General features: G+C 66.6%; 17 protein-coding genes and 1 riboswitch. Of the genes, 5 read left to right on the top strand and 12 right to left on the bottom strand.

Features of this window, described 5'->3' with window-relative positions; translation table 11 throughout:
* Positions 1-12: 12 nt before the first annotated feature.
* Genes K6L26_RS28390 through K6L26_RS28375 form a run of 4 tightly spaced genes read right to left on the bottom strand, consistent with a single transcriptional unit; the run spans position 13 to position 2686 of the window.
* Positions 13-486, bottom strand: coding sequence for a hypothetical protein (locus tag K6L26_RS28390; RefSeq protein WP_019345473.1), 474 nt, complete (start codon positions 484-486; stop codon positions 13-15).
* Between the two features lie 39 nt (positions 487-525).
* Positions 526-1455, bottom strand: a complete 930-nt coding sequence (locus K6L26_RS28385; RefSeq protein WP_221852209.1) for an LLM class F420-dependent oxidoreductase — start codon at positions 1453-1455, stop codon at positions 526-528.
* A gap of 30 nt (positions 1456-1485) precedes the next feature.
* The gene (locus K6L26_RS28380; protein ID WP_065064020.1) at positions 1486-2109 is read right to left on the bottom strand and encodes a TIGR03085 family metal-binding protein; all 624 of its coding nucleotides are present in this window, start codon (positions 2107-2109) and stop codon (positions 1486-1488) included.
* Between the two features lie 10 nt (positions 2110-2119).
* Positions 2120-2686: a hypothetical protein gene (locus K6L26_RS28375; RefSeq protein ID WP_221852207.1), complete on the bottom strand. Its 567-nt coding sequence runs from the start codon at positions 2684-2686 to the stop codon at positions 2120-2122.
* Positions 2687-2757: 71 nt separating this feature from the next.
* Between K6L26_RS28375 and K6L26_RS28370 the strand changes: the two genes are divergently transcribed.
* Complete coding sequence (locus K6L26_RS28370) at positions 2758-3537, top strand: DUF3159 domain-containing protein (RefSeq protein WP_221852205.1); 780 nt, start codon at positions 2758-2760, stop codon at positions 3535-3537.
* Between the two features lie 3 nt (positions 3538-3540).
* Here the strand turns inward: K6L26_RS28370 and K6L26_RS28365 are convergent, their stop codons facing one another.
* The 4 genes from K6L26_RS28365 to K6L26_RS28350 are packed head-to-tail and all read right to left on the bottom strand — an operon-like array spanning position 3541 to position 7453.
* Positions 3541-4509 (bottom strand): ABC transporter substrate-binding protein, encoded by a 969-nt coding sequence (locus K6L26_RS28365; protein ID WP_064896010.1) that lies wholly within the window; start codon positions 4507-4509, stop codon positions 3541-3543.
* Positions 4510-4534: 25 nt separating this feature from the next.
* Entirely contained in the window at positions 4535-5293 is a 759-nt protein-coding gene (locus K6L26_RS28360; protein ID WP_019345479.1) for an ABC transporter ATP-binding protein, read from the bottom strand.
* Between the two features lies 1 nt (position 5294).
* Positions 5295-6131, bottom strand: coding sequence for an ABC transporter permease (locus K6L26_RS28355; protein ID WP_064896008.1), 837 nt, complete (start codon positions 6129-6131; stop codon positions 5295-5297).
* Positions 6128-7453 (bottom strand): aryl-sulfate sulfotransferase, encoded by a 1326-nt coding sequence (locus tag K6L26_RS28350; protein WP_221852203.1) that lies wholly within the window; start codon positions 7451-7453, stop codon positions 6128-6130. Before K6L26_RS28350 ends, K6L26_RS28355 begins: the two co-directional genes overlap by 4 nt.
* A 188-nt stretch (positions 7454-7641) precedes the next feature.
* Here K6L26_RS28350 and K6L26_RS28345 point away from each other — a divergent pair, with 188 nt between their 5' ends.
* Positions 7642-8613, top strand: coding sequence for a LacI family DNA-binding transcriptional regulator (locus K6L26_RS28345; protein ID WP_019346636.1), 972 nt, complete (start codon positions 7642-7644; stop codon positions 8611-8613).
* A gap of 1 nt (position 8614) precedes the next feature.
* Here K6L26_RS28345 and K6L26_RS28340 read toward each other — a convergent pair whose 3' ends face one another.
* Both K6L26_RS28340 and K6L26_RS28335 read right to left on the bottom strand, forming a co-directional pair.
* A complete protein-coding gene (locus tag K6L26_RS28340; protein ID WP_019346637.1) occupies positions 8615-9235 on the bottom strand; it encodes a TetR/AcrR family transcriptional regulator in 621 nt (206 codons plus the stop codon).
* Positions 9219-10064: an oxidoreductase gene (locus tag K6L26_RS28335; protein WP_043369465.1), complete on the bottom strand. Its 846-nt coding sequence runs from the start codon at positions 10062-10064 to the stop codon at positions 9219-9221. The genes K6L26_RS28340 and K6L26_RS28335 overlap by 17 nt, the downstream gene beginning before the upstream one ends.
* A gap of 234 nt (positions 10065-10298) precedes the next feature.
* Positions 10299-10396, top strand: a riboswitch (glycine riboswitch).
* 28 nt (positions 10397-10424) lie between these two features.
* On the opposite strand from K6L26_RS28335, the gene K6L26_RS28330 reads away from it, so the two are divergent.
* Complete coding sequence (locus K6L26_RS28330; protein WP_221852202.1) at positions 10425-11804, top strand: L-serine ammonia-lyase; 1380 nt, start codon at positions 10425-10427, stop codon at positions 11802-11804.
* Here K6L26_RS28330 and K6L26_RS28325 read toward each other — a convergent pair.
* Together K6L26_RS28325 and K6L26_RS28320 are read right to left on the bottom strand one after the other, a co-directional pair.
* Positions 11801-13108: a DUF445 domain-containing protein gene (locus K6L26_RS28325; protein ID WP_221852200.1), complete on the bottom strand. Its 1308-nt coding sequence runs from the start codon at positions 13106-13108 to the stop codon at positions 11801-11803. The genes K6L26_RS28330 and K6L26_RS28325 overlap by 4 nt on opposite strands.
* A 4-nt stretch (positions 13109-13112) precedes the next feature.
* The gene (locus K6L26_RS28320; RefSeq protein WP_328586220.1) at positions 13113-13898 is read right to left on the bottom strand and encodes an Abi-alpha family protein; all 786 of its coding nucleotides are present in this window, start codon (positions 13896-13898) and stop codon (positions 13113-13115) included.
* A gap of 272 nt (positions 13899-14170) precedes the next feature.
* Here K6L26_RS28320 and dnaK point away from each other — a divergent pair, with 272 nt between their 5' ends.
* Positions 14171-16030, top strand: a complete 1860-nt coding sequence (dnaK, locus tag K6L26_RS28315; protein ID WP_019346642.1) for a molecular chaperone DnaK — start codon at positions 14171-14173, stop codon at positions 16028-16030.
* Positions 16027-16668 carry a nucleotide exchange factor GrpE gene (gene grpE, locus K6L26_RS28310; protein WP_221852198.1) on the top strand — a complete coding sequence of 214 codons (642 nt, stop codon included), beginning with the start codon at positions 16027-16029 and terminating at the stop codon, positions 16666-16668. Before dnaK ends, grpE begins: the two co-directional genes overlap by 4 nt.
* Positions 16669-16683 lie beyond the last annotated feature (15 nt).

The following is a 16683-nucleotide window of genomic DNA, read 5'->3' as shown; positions in this document are numbered from 1 at the left end:
TGGTAGGCGGGTTCAGCCGCCCGGCGCTGGATACAGCGTGCGTGTCACGTTGGTGCGGGGCCGGCGGTACGTCGTGGTGGGGTACTCGCCGTAGCCCGCACTGCTCGACTCAGTCGTGGTGGTGGTCGTGGTCGTCGACGTGGGAGAAGTCTCTGAGGTGGTCGAGGTGCCGGAGGTCTCCGACGGCGACGTCGTCGTGGTGTCCGACTCGCCCGGCAAGCCGAACTCGGTGGTGACCGGAAGGCTGCTGCTCGTCGTCCGGGTCGTGGTGGACTTCGAGGTCTTCACGGTCGTCGACGTGTAGGTCGGCGGAACGAATTCGATCGGCGCATCTTCGGGGCCACCGGAGCTGGTCAGCGAGATCGCGGCCCACAGGACCAGCCCGATTACGGCGAGGGCGGCGGCGCTGGCCCCGGCGACAGCCGGTGTCGAGTGATGCCAGGGCGCCTCGGGAGGCTGTCCCTGATCGTCCTCGTCACCGGTCACGGGCACCGATACTATGCCCGGCCGAAGACCGGGCTTCGATCAGCTCAGTTGACGGACGACTTCACCCGCGAACAGCTCCAGATGATCCAGATCGGACTGGTCGAGCATCTGCAGGTAGACCCGCTGCACGCCCGCCTCCAGGAAGGGCCCGAGCTTGTCGACGATCTCGGCGGGAGTGCCGACCAACGGCGAATTGCTGCGCAGCTCGTCGACCTCGCGATTGATCGCGGCGGCCCGCGTGGCGATCTGCGCCTCGTCGCGGCCCGCGCACAGCACGAACGCCGCCGAGTAGGTCAGCGAGTCGGCAGCTCGTCCCGCTGCGGCCACTGCGTCGGCCACCCGCGCAAACTGGGTCTTGAGGGTGTCCAGCGGCACGAACGGGATGTTGAACTCGGCGGCGAACTCAGCGGCCAGCGCCGGCGTGCGCTTGGCGCCCATGCCGCCGATGATGATCGGCAGGTTGGACTGGGCGGGCTTGGGCAGGGCCGGGGAGTCGACGACGGTGTAGTGCTTGCCCGAGAAGTCGAACGTCTCGCCGACCGGTGTGCCCCACAGGCCGGTCAGGATGCGCAGCTGCTGTTCGAGCCGGTCGAAACGCTCACCCAGCGGCGGGAACGGGATGGCGTAGGCCTGGTGCTCCGCCTCGAACCAGCCGGCGCCGAGGCCCAATTCGACACGGCCACTGCTCATTTCATCGACCTGCGCCACAGAGATGGCCAGCGGTCCGGGGTGACGGAAGGTGGCCGAGGTGACCATGGTGCCCAGGCGGATCGTCGAGGTTTCGCGTGCGATGCCGGCCAGGGTCACCCAGGAGTCGGTCGGCCCGGGCAGGCCGTCACCGCTCATCGCCAGGTAGTGGTCGGACCTGAAGAACGCCGAGTAGCCGAGAGCTTCGGCGGCCCGTGCCACCGCGAGCTGGTCGGAGTAGGTAGCGCCTTGCTGGGGTTCGACGAAAACACGGAAGTCCACGGACCCCAGCCTATCGGCGATCTGGTTGCGCTACAGCCCGCGACGGGCGGAACGCAGCGCGGCCACTGCGTCGTCGTCACCGGAGAAAGTCACCCGGGCCTGTTCGCGTCCGGCGGCGAACATCAGCAGCTCGCCCGGTTCGCCGGTCACTGTCACCTCGGGCCCGGAGCCGACGGTCGCCAGCGTCTTGCCCTGCGGGGTGGTCAAGGCTACCCGCGCCGGGGATTTGCCCATCGACATTCGGGCCATCGCGCCGATACCGCGAGACAGCGCGGCTACCGTCGCATCGTCGAGATCCCTTGGCTCCCAGCCAGGTTGGGCCCGACGCACATCCTCGTTGTGGATGAACATCTCGGCCACATTGACCAGCGGGTCCAGCAGCTTGAACGGGGAATACAGTGGCGGGCCCCCGGCGATCTGGTCGATCAGGGCGTCCCATTCAGTTTTTTCGGTGACCTTCTGCTGCACGCGCTCGGTGTAGCCGGCGAGCTGGGGCACCAGGATGCCGGGGGCGGCGTCGAGGCGACGCTCCCGCACCACCAGATGGGCGGCCAGATCGCGCGCGGTCCAGCCCTCACAGAGGGTGGGCGCATCGGGACCGGCGGCGCGCATGGACTCGACGAGTGCGGCACGTTCCCGCTGGGCGACGCTCATGAGTGCAACTCTAGAAGGTTTTCACTCCTTGGACAGCGATGGTCATGCCGTGCCCGGTGCTGTCGTTGCTGATCCGGGTGCCGTCCTCAGTCGCATCGATGGTCCAGCCCACCGCGCTGTACTTGCGGTAGTCGAGGGTGACCACCGGAATGTCTCCCAGATTGCCGACGACCCACTTGATCTGGCCGTCGGAGGTGAGCATGACGCCGTTCGCCTGCTCACCGTCGACCACCGGTGCGTCGGTGAAGTCGGATTCGCAGCCGACGTCCCGCTTGGACAGCTGGCAGCGGGTCTTGCCCGATTTCGTCTCGATGAAGACGTATCCGTTCTCAGGCTCCAGTGGGGTGGCGCCAGATGGTGCGCGGGAGGTGCTGGGCGGAGCCGCGGCGGTGGTGCTCGGCGAGGGCACTGGGCTGGACCGGGTCGGCCGCGCCGTCGGGAAACTGGGCTCGGTGGGTGATTGCGGGCTGGCGGCCGGGGTGCCGTCGATGCTGGATTGGCAGCCGGGCAACAGCGCACCCACTGCCAGCAGGGCGCCCAGCGATTGCCACGCCTTCACCGCGCCAAGGCTACGCATCGCGCCCGGTGACGCCGGGTTATGACACGCCGTCTCGGGAACTTCCCAGCTACGTCACCTAACGTCGTCGCGTGCTCGGCAAGGCTCTCGATGCGTTCCTGGACTCTCCGTTGTCCGGGATCGTGCCTTGGGCGCTCATGGCGATCCTCGCCGGTCCCGGTCGGTACGAGATCGCGGTGTGGGGCGCTCTCGGTTTCTCGCTGCTGGTGCTGGCGTTGGACCGTCGCCGCAATATTCCGGTGCACGTGCTGGAGGCGCTCGGCGTGGCCTTCTTCGTGGTGCTGGCCGCCGTCGGCCTGGTGGCCTCCAGGGGGCAGAACGCGTGGCTGGAAATGTGGTCGGGCGAGGTCACCAATGCCTCGCTTGCGGTGTTCGCCCTCGTCAGCGTGATGATCGGCCGGCCGTACACGACGGCGTATGCCCGTGACATCGTCCCGCCGGAGCAGTGGGACACCCCGCTGTTCAAACGCACCAACATGGTGGTGGCCACGGTGTGGGCGGTCGCCTTCGGTTTCTCCGCGTCGGTCGGTTTCCTCGGTGATGTGGTCTATGGCAGCACCGACAACTTCTGGACCGGCTGGGTTCTTCAGCTGGCCGCGCTGTTCTTCGCGGTGGCCGTCACGGAGTTCTACCCCGAGTACGCCCGTGCGAAAGATGCGGCGCACGCCCACCACACGGTGCCGTCCTGGTCGCGGGTGTTCGAGTGGCTGCCCCCGTTCGTCTTGGCCACCGGTGTCGCGGGTTGGTTGCTGGCGACAGCCAGCAGCGGCGTGGCCGCTGACCTTGTCATCGTCGGGGCGTTCGGGACCGCCCTGCTGCGACGGCGCGACCTGCGGGCGCGGGTCACCTAGCGGTCACGACTTGCTCGGCTCCGGCAGGAACCGATTGTCGAGGAACTTCGCGTAGTCCGGCAGTTGCGTGCCCGGATCGATGGACTTTTGCGTTTTGGCCCACGTTCCCAGCTCGGCGAGCTTGTCGGCCACGTCAGCCTTCAGCTGCAGAGTGAAGTCGAATTCACCCAACACGGTGCTCAGCAGTTCGGGGTCCAACTGGGTGGCCTTGGCGACGGCGTCGGTGGCGGATTTGTCGTGCTGCGACAGGGCAGAGCCCGCGTCACCGAGTGCGGCGAGGAAGGCCGTGATCGCCTTGCCCTTGTTCGAGACGGCCGCATCGGTGGCGATGAACAGGCTGTGCTGGTTGTAGGTCCCACCGGTCAGTGCCACGGCGTCGTCGCCGAGGGCCTTGATCGTCTGCGCCTGGTAGGGCTGGAAGATCGACACGGCGTCGACGTTGCGCTGGGTGGCGGCGGTGACGATCGCCGACGGCGCGACCTGCACCAGCTCGGCCTTGATGTTGTTCTGCGCCAAGGCGTTCGATACGTAATAAGCCGCACTGGTGCCCTGTGGAGTGCCGATGGACTTGCCGGCCAGATCGGCGAGTGAGTTGATGCCCGCGCTGCGGCGGGCCACGATGCGCGATCCTTCCCAACGCGAGCCGTCGGCGATCACCCGCAGCGTGGGTGTGCGGGTCAGCGTGGCCGAGGTCGGGACATCGGCAGCAGTGGTGATGTCGACCTGACCGGCCGCGGCGGCCTGCAGCGCCTCGACGCCGGACTGGAAGTTCACCACTTTGACGTTCACGTTGTGGTTGCTGAAGAGTCCGTTGTCGGCCGCTACCGGGATCTGGGCCCAGGACGGGTCGACGACGAATCCGACGGTGAGTTGATCGGCGTCGGTGGCGCTCGAGTCGGTGCAGGCGGTGCCGGTCAGAGCGAGGGCGGTGGCAAGTGCTGCGGCGGCGATGCGCCGAAGAGGGGTCTTCACGGATGAGTTCCTTGTCGGTGGCGGGTCAGTGCACGGCGTGATCGATGCCGAGTTGGTGGTGCAGGGACTTGCGGATCTCGCTGTAGCCGGGCTGATCTGCCAAAGAGTCGGCAGGCCGGGGGCGGCTGAGGGGGTTGGTGATCTGATCGGCGATCTTCCCGTCACGTAGCACGCTGACGGTGTCGCCGAGCCGGATTGCCTCGTCGATGTCATGGGTGACGAACACGATCGTGCGGTTCAACCGCGTCCACAGATCGATCAGCAGGTCTTGCATGCGCAGGCGAGTCAGCGCATCGAGGGCAGCGAACGGTTCGTCCATCAGCATCACTGTGGGCTCGCCGGCCAGGACTCGGGCGATACTGACCCGCTGCCGCATTCCGCCGGACAGCTCGCCCGGGCGTTGCCGGGCCACCTCGTCACGCAGCCCCACCAGGTCGAGCAGTTCGTGAATCTTGGCTCGTCGCTGGCTTTTTGCCGAACGTCGGGCAGCAAGGGCGAAGTCGATGTTGTCGGCCACCGTCATCCACGGGAACAACACGTCGCGCTGGAAGGCCACGCCGCGCCGGGGATTCGGTGCGGTGACGTCTTCACCGTTGTCGGTGATGGAGCCGGAGGTGGCGGTGATGAGTCCGGCAAGGCAGTGCAGCAGCGTCGATTTGCCGCTGCCGGAGGCGCCGACGAGCACCGAGAAGGACCCGTCGGGAATGGTCAGGGAAATGCCCTTGAGCGTCGGCTCTTGCTTGCCGGGAAATTTCACCACGAGATCACGGGTCTGGATGGACATCTCAGCGCTCCTCCTGGGCCCAGCGGGTGAACGGGGATGCGGCCGCGGCGACCAGCAGGTCACACAGGGCACCGACGATGCCCAGGATGATGAGGCAGAAGATCAGCCGATCGGCCTGAGAAAACAGTTGAGCCTGGGAGATTCGGTACCCGATACCCGCTGTGGTGCCGGTCATCTCGGCCACCACAATGAGCACGAACGCCATCGCGGCACCCACCCGCAGGCCCGAGGCGATATCGGGCGCGGCCTCTGGCAGCACCACCTTCGACAACGTCTGCCAGCGGCCGGCGCCCAGGCAACGTGCGGCTTTCAAATAGTCGATCGGTGTGCCGGCCAATCCGGAGTGGCTGTTGATCCACACCGGGACGAAGACGCCGAGCGCGATGACCAATAGCTTGCTGTTCTCACCGAGCCCGAACCACAGGATCGCCAGGGGGACCAGACCGATCGTCGGGATCGGCGAGAACACCCGAAGGACGGGTTGCAACAGATTGCGGCCGGCGGCGGTGGTCGCGGTGAAGACGGCCACCACGATGCCGGCGGCGGCACCGATCGCGAAACCGACTGCCGCCCTGCGCAAACTGGCGACGATGTCGTCGGCCAGCAGGCCCTCGGCCCACAACGTGTGTCCGGCCGCCAGTATCTCGGGCACGCTCGGGAACAGTTGCCGCGGGAACCGCCCGGTCGCCACGATCAGCGACCACAACGCAGCGGCGATCGCCAGGCCGGCGAGTGTCCAGCCCAGAACCCTCGCCCGCGCGAACGCCGACCGTAGCCGTGCCGGACGCGGGCTGTGCGGTGACGCGGCCGGGGCTCGGACCGCCAAACCGGCTGTCATGGACGGCTTCCCGCTTCGGTTCCCACGGCACGCAGCGGCTCGCGCGGGTTCCCCGACGGAACCCAGTCGAACGGCACGGCTTGTGACCGGTACACCAGCGCCGTGCGGGTCAGCCGGTCTACCCCGGGCACCCTGGTCTGCTTGACCTCGGGCTCCCCGGCCACGCCGTAGCCCTGATAGGGGCTGTGATACTCCCACACCACGTCACCGCCGGGGGTGACCTGGAACAGCCGGCCCTGCATCCCCTCGGTGATCAAGGTGTTGCCGTTGGGCAGTCGTTGCGCATTGCTGACGAACGAGCTGAAGAAGGTCCACGACGGTAGACCCGAATCCTCAGCGGTGTACTGCCACACGATTTCGCGGGTGAGAGGGTCGATTTCGAGGACCCGGGAGCCCGCGTAGATGCCCAGCGGTGCGGCAGGGTATCCGGCGCCGCCCTGGTTGTCGAACACCAGGATGTTGCCCGCGCCGGGAAGGCCCGCTGCGATCATGTGCGGGTTGTGCTGACCGGAGGTCTGGTCGACCGGGCGTGGCACCTTGTGCACGTTGATCCGCTGATGCTGGGCGCCGAATTCGGCGTCGTAGTAGGGCCCCAGCTTCCAGGCGATCGCACCGGTCGCCTTGTCGACGAGCGCGATGATGTTGGCCTTGCGGAAGCTGATCAGGATGTTGTCCGGGTGGAACACCGAGTCAGGGTCATTCAGGTACCACCGGTTTGGACCGAGGGTCTTGGCGCTGTTCATCTCCAGATAGCCCCAGGGATCGTCGGGATCACGGGCGACGGCCTGACGCAGGGCATCCCAGCCCGTCTCGGAGAAGCCGAACTCGTCGAGGTGGTCGCCGGCCAGCCACTGCCAGACGATCTCGCCGCCGGGGGTGACCTCGTAGAGTCCCTGGTCCCCTACGGTGTGCGTGCCCAGACTGGGTACCACCCGGGGAACGGTGACCAGGATCAGGCGATTGCCGTTGGGCAGTAGCTCCCAGTCGTGGTTCTGCCGGGCGGCGCCGTCGGGCGCCTGGGTACCCCATTCCCAGACGACGTCGCCATTCCAGTCGAGCTGGCCGACGGTGCCGTTGGCATAGATGCCGCCGCGGGCGTCATCGCTGTCGGACAGTTGCACCCCGACGTCGCCGAGCCGGCCGCCGTTGAGCGCGGGGTCCAGAATGCGGGGTGGCACACCGGCATACGGCCACTCGTGCGCCACGGTGCCGTTGAGGTCGATCACTCGGGTGGTTCCGTCGGCGCCGGTGAACAGGACATAGCTGTCATGGACAAGCTCGGGGTCGAGGTAGCTGACTCCACTGAGACGTACAAATGCCATGTCAGTTACTCCACCAACGTCCGGTTACAACCACGGGTCCTCCTCGTTACGGTTCTAATCGATTAGCGTGAGGCAGGCGAAACATGGACGGAACCGTCACAATCGAGGTGATTCAAACTCTTTCGAGCGACCGTCGACGAGCGGAGGGTCCACCCGTTGTGAGTGGGAAACGTCCGACCCTGGCAGATGTGGCCAACCGCGCCGGCACGTCGACGGCGGTGGTCAGCTACGTGCTCAACAACGGGCCGCGACCCGTGTCAGACCAGTTGCGGTCCAAGGTGATCCGCGCCATCGATGAGTTGAACTACCGGCCGGATGTGCGTGCCAGGGCGCTGCGCAGGTCCCGGCGGTGGCGGCAGATCGGTCTGCTGGTTCCCGACCTCACGCTGCCTCTGTTCGGCGAGTTCGTGGGCCGGATCGAGGTCGAGGCCCGTTCCCGCGATCACCTCACCCTGATCGGCAACACCGGCTACGACCCCGAGCGGGAACTCGAATTCGCGACCGCGTTCGCTGAGGTCGGGGTCGACGGACTGCTGGTCGTCGGTGCGGCGAACGCTCCGCAGACGGCGGAACTGTGTCGGCAAGAACGTATTCCGGTGGTATGGATGCACAACATCCGCGGTGAAGTCGAGGCTGACATCGTCGCGGTCGACCACGCCCACGCGGGCGCACTCCTCACCCGGCACCTACTCGACGTCCACGGCTGTCGCGACATCGCGTTCGTCGGCGGTTTCACGGAGGTCGACGTCCGCCACGGCGACCGGGAGACCGTGCAGCAGCGATTCGAGGGTGCCGACTCGGTGGTCGGGCGGGTTCTGTCACACATCCGCACCGATCTCACTCCCGCCGGTGCGTACGCCGCGGTCGGGGAGTTCCTGCGCGACGCGACACCGGCTCCCGGCGCCCTGGTGGTCGGGACCTACGGGCAGGCCGCCGCCACCGTCCGCGCGATCATCGATGCCGGATTGCGCGTGCCCGAAGATATTCGGGTGGTGGGTTTCGACGGCGCCACCGCCGACTATGGGCGGGTTCGGCTCACCGCGGTCCAGCAACCTGTCGACGCGCTCGCCCGCCTGGCGTTGGGCCGATTGCTCGGGGATGACGCCGACGACGACATCACGCCGACGCTGCGGGTGGGGGAGACCTGCGGGTGCGCGTGAGTCAGGCGGGAAGCAGCCCGCGCAGCGCGGTCTCGGCCAACCGCCGGGCATGTTCCTCGGTGAGGGCATAGTGGCCACTGAGGCGACGGAAGATGAGTGGCCCGAACAGGATGTCGATGACATCGTCGATCGCGATGTCCGCGTCGGCGTCGCCGCGGTCGACCCCGCGCTGCCACAGTTCGGTGATCGCGGCGCGTCGTCCACCCAGGAAGTACTCACGGAAATACGCTGCGCCCGTTTGATCTTCGACGCACGCCGCGAGCAGCTGGGCGAACACCTCGCCGCGGGCGCTGGCGTAGAACGCCGACACACGGATCACCTGCTCAGTGAGATCGCCTGCGGTGCTGCCGGTATCGGGCAGCGGCAACGCTTCGGCCATCATCGATCCGAAGGCCTCGGCTGCGACGGCGGTCCGCGATGGCCAGTGTTTGTAGAGGGTGGCCTTGCTGGCTCCGGATCGGGCCGCGATCGCGTCCATCGTGGCCGCCGGGAATCCACCTTCGTCGAGCAGCTCCGCGGTGGCGTCGAGCATGGCCTGGTGGATGCGGTCGCTGCGCGCGCCGGTGGGGCGGGCGAAATCCTCGCCCGCCCCGTCGGCCGCCGTCTCAGTGGGCCGCGACATCATCGAAATCTGTTGATTCCGAGACACTTCGCCATTGCGCCAATTCAGCCTGCACGTGGGCGATCTTGCCCTCGACTGCCGCGATGGTGTCGTTGCCGAGCAGGAGGCGAAGCGGCGGCTCGTCCGCCTCCACGACATCGATGATGGCCTTGGCTGCCTTGACCGGATCGCCGGGCTGGTCGTGATTGCGCTCGCCGGCGGCGACGCGCATCTGGCCGGCCGGACCGTTGGCGTAATCGTCGATCAGGTTGCGCTGGGTCTGCAGGCTCGACGAGTCGAGGAAGTCGGTGCGGAAGTAGCCGGGCTCGACGACCATGACGTGCACACCCAACGGTTTCAGTTCGGCGTGCAACGCTTCCGAGAGGGCCTCGACGGCGAATTTGGTCGAGGCGTAGACGCCCCATCCGGGCGAGCCGACGAAGCCGCCGACCGAGGAGATGTTGACGATGGTGCCCGACCGTTGCGCCCGCAGCACCGGGGCGACGGCCCGGGTGACGGTCAGCAGGCCGAACACGTTGGTCTCGTAGACCGAGCGAACCTCGGCATCGGTGGCTTCCTCGACCGCGCCGAGCAGGCCGCGCCCGGCGTTGTTGATCAACACGTCGATCCGGCCGAAGCGATCCACGGCGGCCTGCGCGGCTTGTTGTGCCTGCGCCTCGTCGGTGACGTCCAGGGCGACGGCGAGTACGTTGTCGTCCTCGCCGAGGGCGGCGGTGACGGCCGCGGCATCGCGTGCGGTGGCGACCACCTGGTGGCCGCGGGCCAGGGCGTCGCGGGCGATCTGCAATCCGAATCCGCGGGATGCTCCGGTGATGAACCAAACGCTCATGTCTTTGACCACCTGTTCTTTGTTTATCTGAACTGTACGTTCAGTTTAGTTACGATGATGGCCGGTGCAACTTGAGCGGGGCCGGGATTATTCCGACCGGCTGACGCGGCCGGCCGAGTAACATCCGTCACATAACTCAATACGTCGATGACGCATTGCGGGAGAACCTCCGATCGGGAGGCGCCGTAGGAGCAAATCCTCCCCGGGAATCTCTCAGGCCCAGCACCGCAGTGTCGAGGCAACTCTGGAGAACAGCGCGGCCATCACGCGCTTACCGAAGGTGAAAGGCGCGGCGCGCCAAATCTCTCAGGTTTCAGGACAGAGCGGGGAGGTGTCACCACACACCCGGAGTTGGTAGTCATGACGATCAGTGTTTTCGATCTGTTCTCGGTCGGGATCGGCCCGTCGAGCTCCCACACCGTCGGTCCGATGCGGGCCGCCGGCATGTTCGCCGACGAACTCGTCCGCCGCGAGGCGGTCGATCGCGTCGCCGCGGTAGAGGTCGAACTGTTCGGCTCGCTGGCGGCGACCGGTGCCGGGCACGGCACGATGCCGGCCGTCCTGCTGGGGCTGGAGGGATATCGGCCCGAGACCATCGAGACCGACGAGATGGAACGGCGGCTCGCTGCCATCCGAGCCGACGGCAAGATCCGGTTGGCCGGTCGGGTGCTGATCGCATTGACCGAATCCGACGTGCAGTTGCTACCGAGCCGCCGGCTGCCACAACACCCGAATGCCATGACCCTGGCGGCATTTTCAGCGACCGGTGAGACCGTCTACCGCGACACCTATTTCTCGGTGGGCGGCGGTTTCGTCGTCGCTGAATCTCGCGCCGAGCCGCAGGCATCGGTGCGGCAGGACACCGATGCCCCTTTCCGTTCGGCCGCAGAGTTGCTCGCGTTGACCGATCGGGACGGGCTGTCGGTGAGCCAGGTGATGATGCGGCAGGAGTGTGCCGCCCGGCCGGAAGCCGAGGTGCGCGAACGTCTCTTGCATATCCGCGACGTCATGGTCGCCTGCCAGGTCAACGGCATGTCGCGCGACGGCGACCTACCCGGCAACCTGCGGGTCCGGCGCCGCGCGAAAGACTGGTTCCTGCGACTCGAAGCCGAGGACCCGACGCGTGATCCGGCGTTCGCCGAGGACTGGGTGAATCTGGTGGCGCTCGCGGTCAACGAGGAGAACGCGTCTGGCGGTCGGATCGTGACCGCGCCGACCAACGGCGCGGCCGGGATCATTCCGGCGGTGCTGCACTACGCAGTCCACTACACCGCGGCCGGGAAAGTCGACCCGGATGACACCACGGTGCGTTTCCTGCTCACGGCCGGAGCCGTCGGATCGCTGTACAAGGAGCGGGCTTCGATCTCGGGCGCCGAGGTGGGCTGCCAGGGGGAGGTCGGCTCCGCTGCGTCCATGGCTGCCGCAGGACTGGCCGAGATCCTCGGTGGGACACCGCGACAGGTCGAGAACGCCGCCGAGATCGCCATGGAGCACAGCCTCGGCCTCACCTGCGACCCGATCGGTGGGCTGGTGCAGATCCCGTGCATCGAACGCAATGCCATCTCGGCGGGCAAGGCGATCAACGCGGCCCGCATGGCGCTACGGGGCGACGGTACTCACCGGGTGAGCCTGGATCAGGTCATCGAGACCATGCGTGCCACCGGAATGGACATGAGCGCCAAGTACAAAGAGACTTCGACGGGTGGGCTCGCCGTCGCCGTCAATGTCGTCGAATGCTAGTGGTGCAGAAGGGTATTGAGTGCGCTTACCTGGGTCTCGCGACCGAAGTGCTCGACGACCTGCACCTGGATTTCGCCGACGATGCCGCCGAGGATCGCTCCGACCGCGATCATGGTCGGTTCGTCGTCCTTGAACACCGGCCGCAGGATCGACTCGTACTCCTCATTGGTGAGCTGACCCATCTTGTCGATGATGGTCTTCTCCAGGTCCAGCGCATTCATGGCATAGTCCTGCGCCTCGACCAGCGTGGTGGGCAGCCGCTCGAGCACCAGCTTCACCAGACGGTCCTTGGCCGCGTTGTACCGCTGGGTGCCGACAGCGAGTTTGACCAGCGGGGTCGCGATGCCGGTCTGGGCATCGATGGCCGCTTCGACCTCCTTGCCCACGAGCGCGAACAGTTTGTCGGAGCCCGGGCCTCGCAGCACGCCGTCGAACAGGATCTCGGGGGAGAACAGGTCCTCGGCCAGAATCCGCGCGTAGTCCTCGGTGATCTTGTCGCGCTCGGCGTGCAGTAATCCCTGGAACGGGATGAAGCCGAGGTATTTGGTGGGCCGCACGGGGCGGAACAACATGTTGAGCGCGATGTAGTCGCTGATAAGGCCGACGCCGAAGCCGAATGCCGGCATGATCCACGGGTTCTGGAACAACGCCCAGGCAACCATCTGGACCACGCCGATCCCGAGCCCGAAGTAGATGCCGCTGCGGCGCACGAAGGCCATCGCGTTGTCGCCGAGCCCGCGCATCAGCCTGTTGAGCTTGTCTTTGTTGCGGACCAGCGTCGTCACGGCCAGGTACTGGATGTCCACGAACCGGTTCAGGTCCGCACGCATCTCGTTGAGCATCTTCTCCACGATCCTGGGGGTCTGGTCGTGGATGCGGGCCTGGATCGCGTTGCGCGCGGCGTCGGGCAGTGAATCCCACAGCCCGGGGCGGATCTGCTCGGCGATGTCGCGGGAGATGTCGTCGACGGCCTGGGTCAGGGGCTTGCGTAAGGCCTCGACGGCCTCCTTGGCGTCCACCTTCGCCAGCAGCTCTTCGGGTTTCAGCAGATTCTGGGTGAGGAGCTCGATGGTTTTCGAACCCACCTTGCCCGCGCGTCGCGGGACGATGCCCTGCCAGCCGAGCACGCCGATGCCCCGGAACTCCATCGGTCGGTAGAGCATCTCGAGCGCGACGATCTTGGTGCTCCACCCGACGAAGGCGGCGACGAACGGCATCGACAGATAGATCAGCCAATTGACGCTGAAATCCGCCTTGATCTCCTGCCAGGTCTGGATCGCGAGAACGGCCTCGCTGCCGGCCATGCGGTTAGGAACCGTCCCGTTCCACCGCGGCCTCCCACAAGCCGCGACCAAGCCCGGACAAGGTCAGCGTGAGCTTGTCCACTCTGGCGGCGAGAGGCCCGCGGGATCCGTTCTTGATCGCCCGCAGCACCATCGGCTCGGCCATGAGCACCTCGTACTCGGCTTTCTGTGACGGATCCTCGGGACCGGTTTCCACCAGACCAAGTGACAGCAGATGCCCGACGTACTGGGGGACCATCGCCGGCAGCGCCACATTCGCGGTGCGGCCGATCAGGCAGGCGTTCTCCAGCACGGCCTGCCCCGGGGTTCGTGAACGCGTCCAGGTGTAGACGTTGACCAGTGGCGAAGCCTCACCCTCCGACAGGGCGCCGATGATCCGGGCCTCGTCGGCGACCAACTGGTCGAGCAGGCGGTGGTAGAGCTCCACCTGGCTGCCGGCCGTGCTCTGGTCGAGGGCGCGGTCCAGCAACCGGTCCATCTTCAGGTTCAGCGATTCGGCCGTCGGCTCCTCCGGGGTGGGCACCGGGGCGGGTCGCGGTGCCGATTCGATGGCCTCCAGCCGGTTCTTCACCAGCGTGGCCAGCTGCTCTTCACCCCAGGCCGCCAGCTTCATGCTGGTCTTGGCGGCGTCCAGCGCACGGTCGGTGAGACCGAACGGATCGAACCGCTTCGGCACCAGCGGCCGCGGGTTGCGCGGGGTCCGGATCGCGAAGGCGATCTCGCCGATCGGAGTGTCCAGTTTGAAAGCCCGACGCTGGTAGCTGCGTTTTGTCCGCTTGTCCGCAGGCACGTTCGGCCCCGTTGTCGTGATCTCGTCTGACATCGCCGGTCGATCCCCCTCAAGTGGCTGCCTGCGCCCTACGGCGGCATCTGATTATGGGGCACGATCCCCGCGCGAAAAATTGGGCGGGCTTCGGGAACAAAACCGCCGAAAGCCCCGTTGACCAGATCGACAACAAGTTGAGTGACATCGACTCAAGTCTGGGTTGACAATCTAAGCTCGCCCGGAGCAAGCTTGAGCGCAGTCCGCTCAGACCCCTATATCTATCAGGAGGCAACACCATGGCTCGTGCGGTCGGTATCGACCTCGGGACCACCAACTCCGTTGTGGCGGTCCTGGAAGGCGGCGACCCCGTCGTCGTCGCAAACTCGGAGGGCTCCCGGACCACCCCGTCCGTCGTCGCATTCGCGCGCAACGGCGAGGTGCTGGTCGGCCAGCCCGCCAAGAACCAGGCGGTGACCAACGTCGACCGGACCATCCGTTCGGTCAAGCGTCACATGGGCACCGATTGGACCGTCGAGATCGACGGCAAGAACTACACGGCGCAGGAGATCAGCGCGCGCACGCTGCAGAAGCTGAAGCGCGACGCCGAGGCGTACCTCGGTGAGGACATCACCGACGCCGTCATCACCGTGCCCGCGTACTTCAACGACGCCCAGCGTCAGGCCACCAAGGAAGCCGGCCAGATCGCCGGCCTCAACGTGCTGCGCATCGTCAACGAGCCCACCGCGGCCGCCCTGGCCTATGGGCTCGACAAGGGCAGCAAGGAACAGACCATCCTGGTCTTCGACCTCGGTGGCGGTACGTTCGACGTCTCGCTGCTGGAGATCGGCGACGGAGTCGTCGAGGTGCGTGCCACCTCCGGTGACAACCACCTCGGTGGCGACGACTGGGACGACCGGATCGTCGAATGGCTGGTCGACAAGTTCAAGGCCACCAGCGGCATCGACCTGACCAAGGACAAGATGGCGATGCAGCGGCTGCGCGAGGCCGCGGAGAAGGCCAAGATCGAACTCTCGAGCTCGCAGAGCACCTCGATCAACCTGCCCTACATCACCGTCGACGCCGACAAGAACCCGCTGTTCCTCGACGAGCAGCTGACCCGCGCCGAGTTCCAGAAGATCACTCAGGATCTGCTGGACCGCACTCGTCAGCCGTTCCAGTCGGTGATCAAGGACGCCGGCATCTCGGTCTCCGAGATCGACCACGTGGTCCTGGTGGGTGGTTCGACCCGTATGCCCGCCGTCACCGACCTGGTCAAGGAACTGACCGGCGGCAAGGAGCCCAACAAGGGCGTCAACCCCGACGAGGTCGTCGCCGTGGGTGCCGCGCTGCAGGCCGGTGTGCTCAAGGGTGAGGTGAAAGACGTTCTGCTGCTTGACGTCACCCCGTTGTCGCTCGGTATCGAGACCAAGGGCGGCGTGATGACCAAGCTGATCGAGCGCAACACCACCATCCCGACCAAGCGGTCGGAGACCTTCACCACCGCCGACGACAACCAGCCGTCGGTGCAGATCCAGGTCTTCCAGGGTGAGCGCGAAATCGCTTCTCACAACAAGCTGCTCGGATCCTTCGAGCTGACCGGTATCCCGCCGGCCCCCCGCGGCGTGCCGCAGATCGAGGTCACCTTCGACATCGACGCCAACGGCATCGTGCACGTCACCGCCAAGGACAAGGGCACCGGCAAGGAAAACACGATCAAGATCCAGGAAGGCTCCGGCCTGTCCAAGGAAGAGATCGACCGGATGATCAAGGACGCCGAAGCGCACGCCGACGAGGACCGCAAGCGTCGCGAAGAGGCCGACGTCCGCAACCAGGCCGAGTCGCTGGTCTACCAGACGGAGAAGTTCGTCAAGGAGCAGCGCGAGGCCGAGGGCGGGTCGAAGGTTCCCGAGGAGACCTTGGCCAAGGTCGACGGCGCGATCGCCACGGCCAAGACGGCGCTGGAAGGCTCCGACATCTCGGCGATCAAGGACGCCATGGAGAAGCTCGGTGTCGAGTCGCAGGGCCTGGGCCAGGCGATCTACGAGGCCACCCAGGCCGAGCAGGCCGCGGGTGCCGACGGTGGAGCTTCCTCGAGCGCCGCGGACGACAACGTGGTGGACGCCGAGGTCGTCGACGATGATCAGGAGAACAAGTGAGCGAGAACGATCCGCACGAGCCGGTGACCATCACCGACAAACGGCGCATCGATCCCGACACCGGTGAGGTTCGTGAGCAGGAGCCGGCCCCTGGTGGGCCGGCTCCGGCCGCCTCCGCTGCCGGTGCGCCGGCGAACGACAGCGACGAGGTCGCCGAGCTCAAGGCCACGCTGCAACGCGTGAAGGCCGAATACGACAACTACCGCAAGCGGGCGCTGCGCGATCAGCAGGTCACCGCCGACCGGGCCAAGGCCGCCGTCATCACCCAGTTGCTGGGTGTGCTCGACGATCTGGACCGGGCCCGCAGCCACGGTGACCTGGAGGCCGGGCCGCTCAAGTCGGTCGCCGACAAGCTCGTCGGCGCCCTTGAGGGACAGGGCCTTTCCGCATTCGGCGCCGAGGGTGACGAGTTCGACCCATCACTGCACGAGGCTGTGCAGCACGAAGGTGAGGGCACCCACCCCGTGGTCGGGACCGTGATGCGGCGCGGCTACAAGATCGGTGACCAGGTGGTCAGGCACGCCCTCGTCGGCGTGGTCGACACGGTTCCCGACGCCGAGGCCGGTGCTGGTTCCCCGTCGGGGGCAGCGGATAACGGTGACGCGGCCGGCGATCAGGCCGCAGAATCAGACAACTAGACAACCCAACTAGAG

The organism is Mycobacterium farcinogenes (assembly GCF_019739075.1).
Lineage (GTDB): Bacteria > Actinomycetota > Actinomycetes > Mycobacteriales > Mycobacteriaceae > Mycobacterium > Mycobacterium senegalense.
Note: the sequence above shows the minus strand (reverse complement) of the source record. Positions and strands in the feature narration are given on the sequence as shown.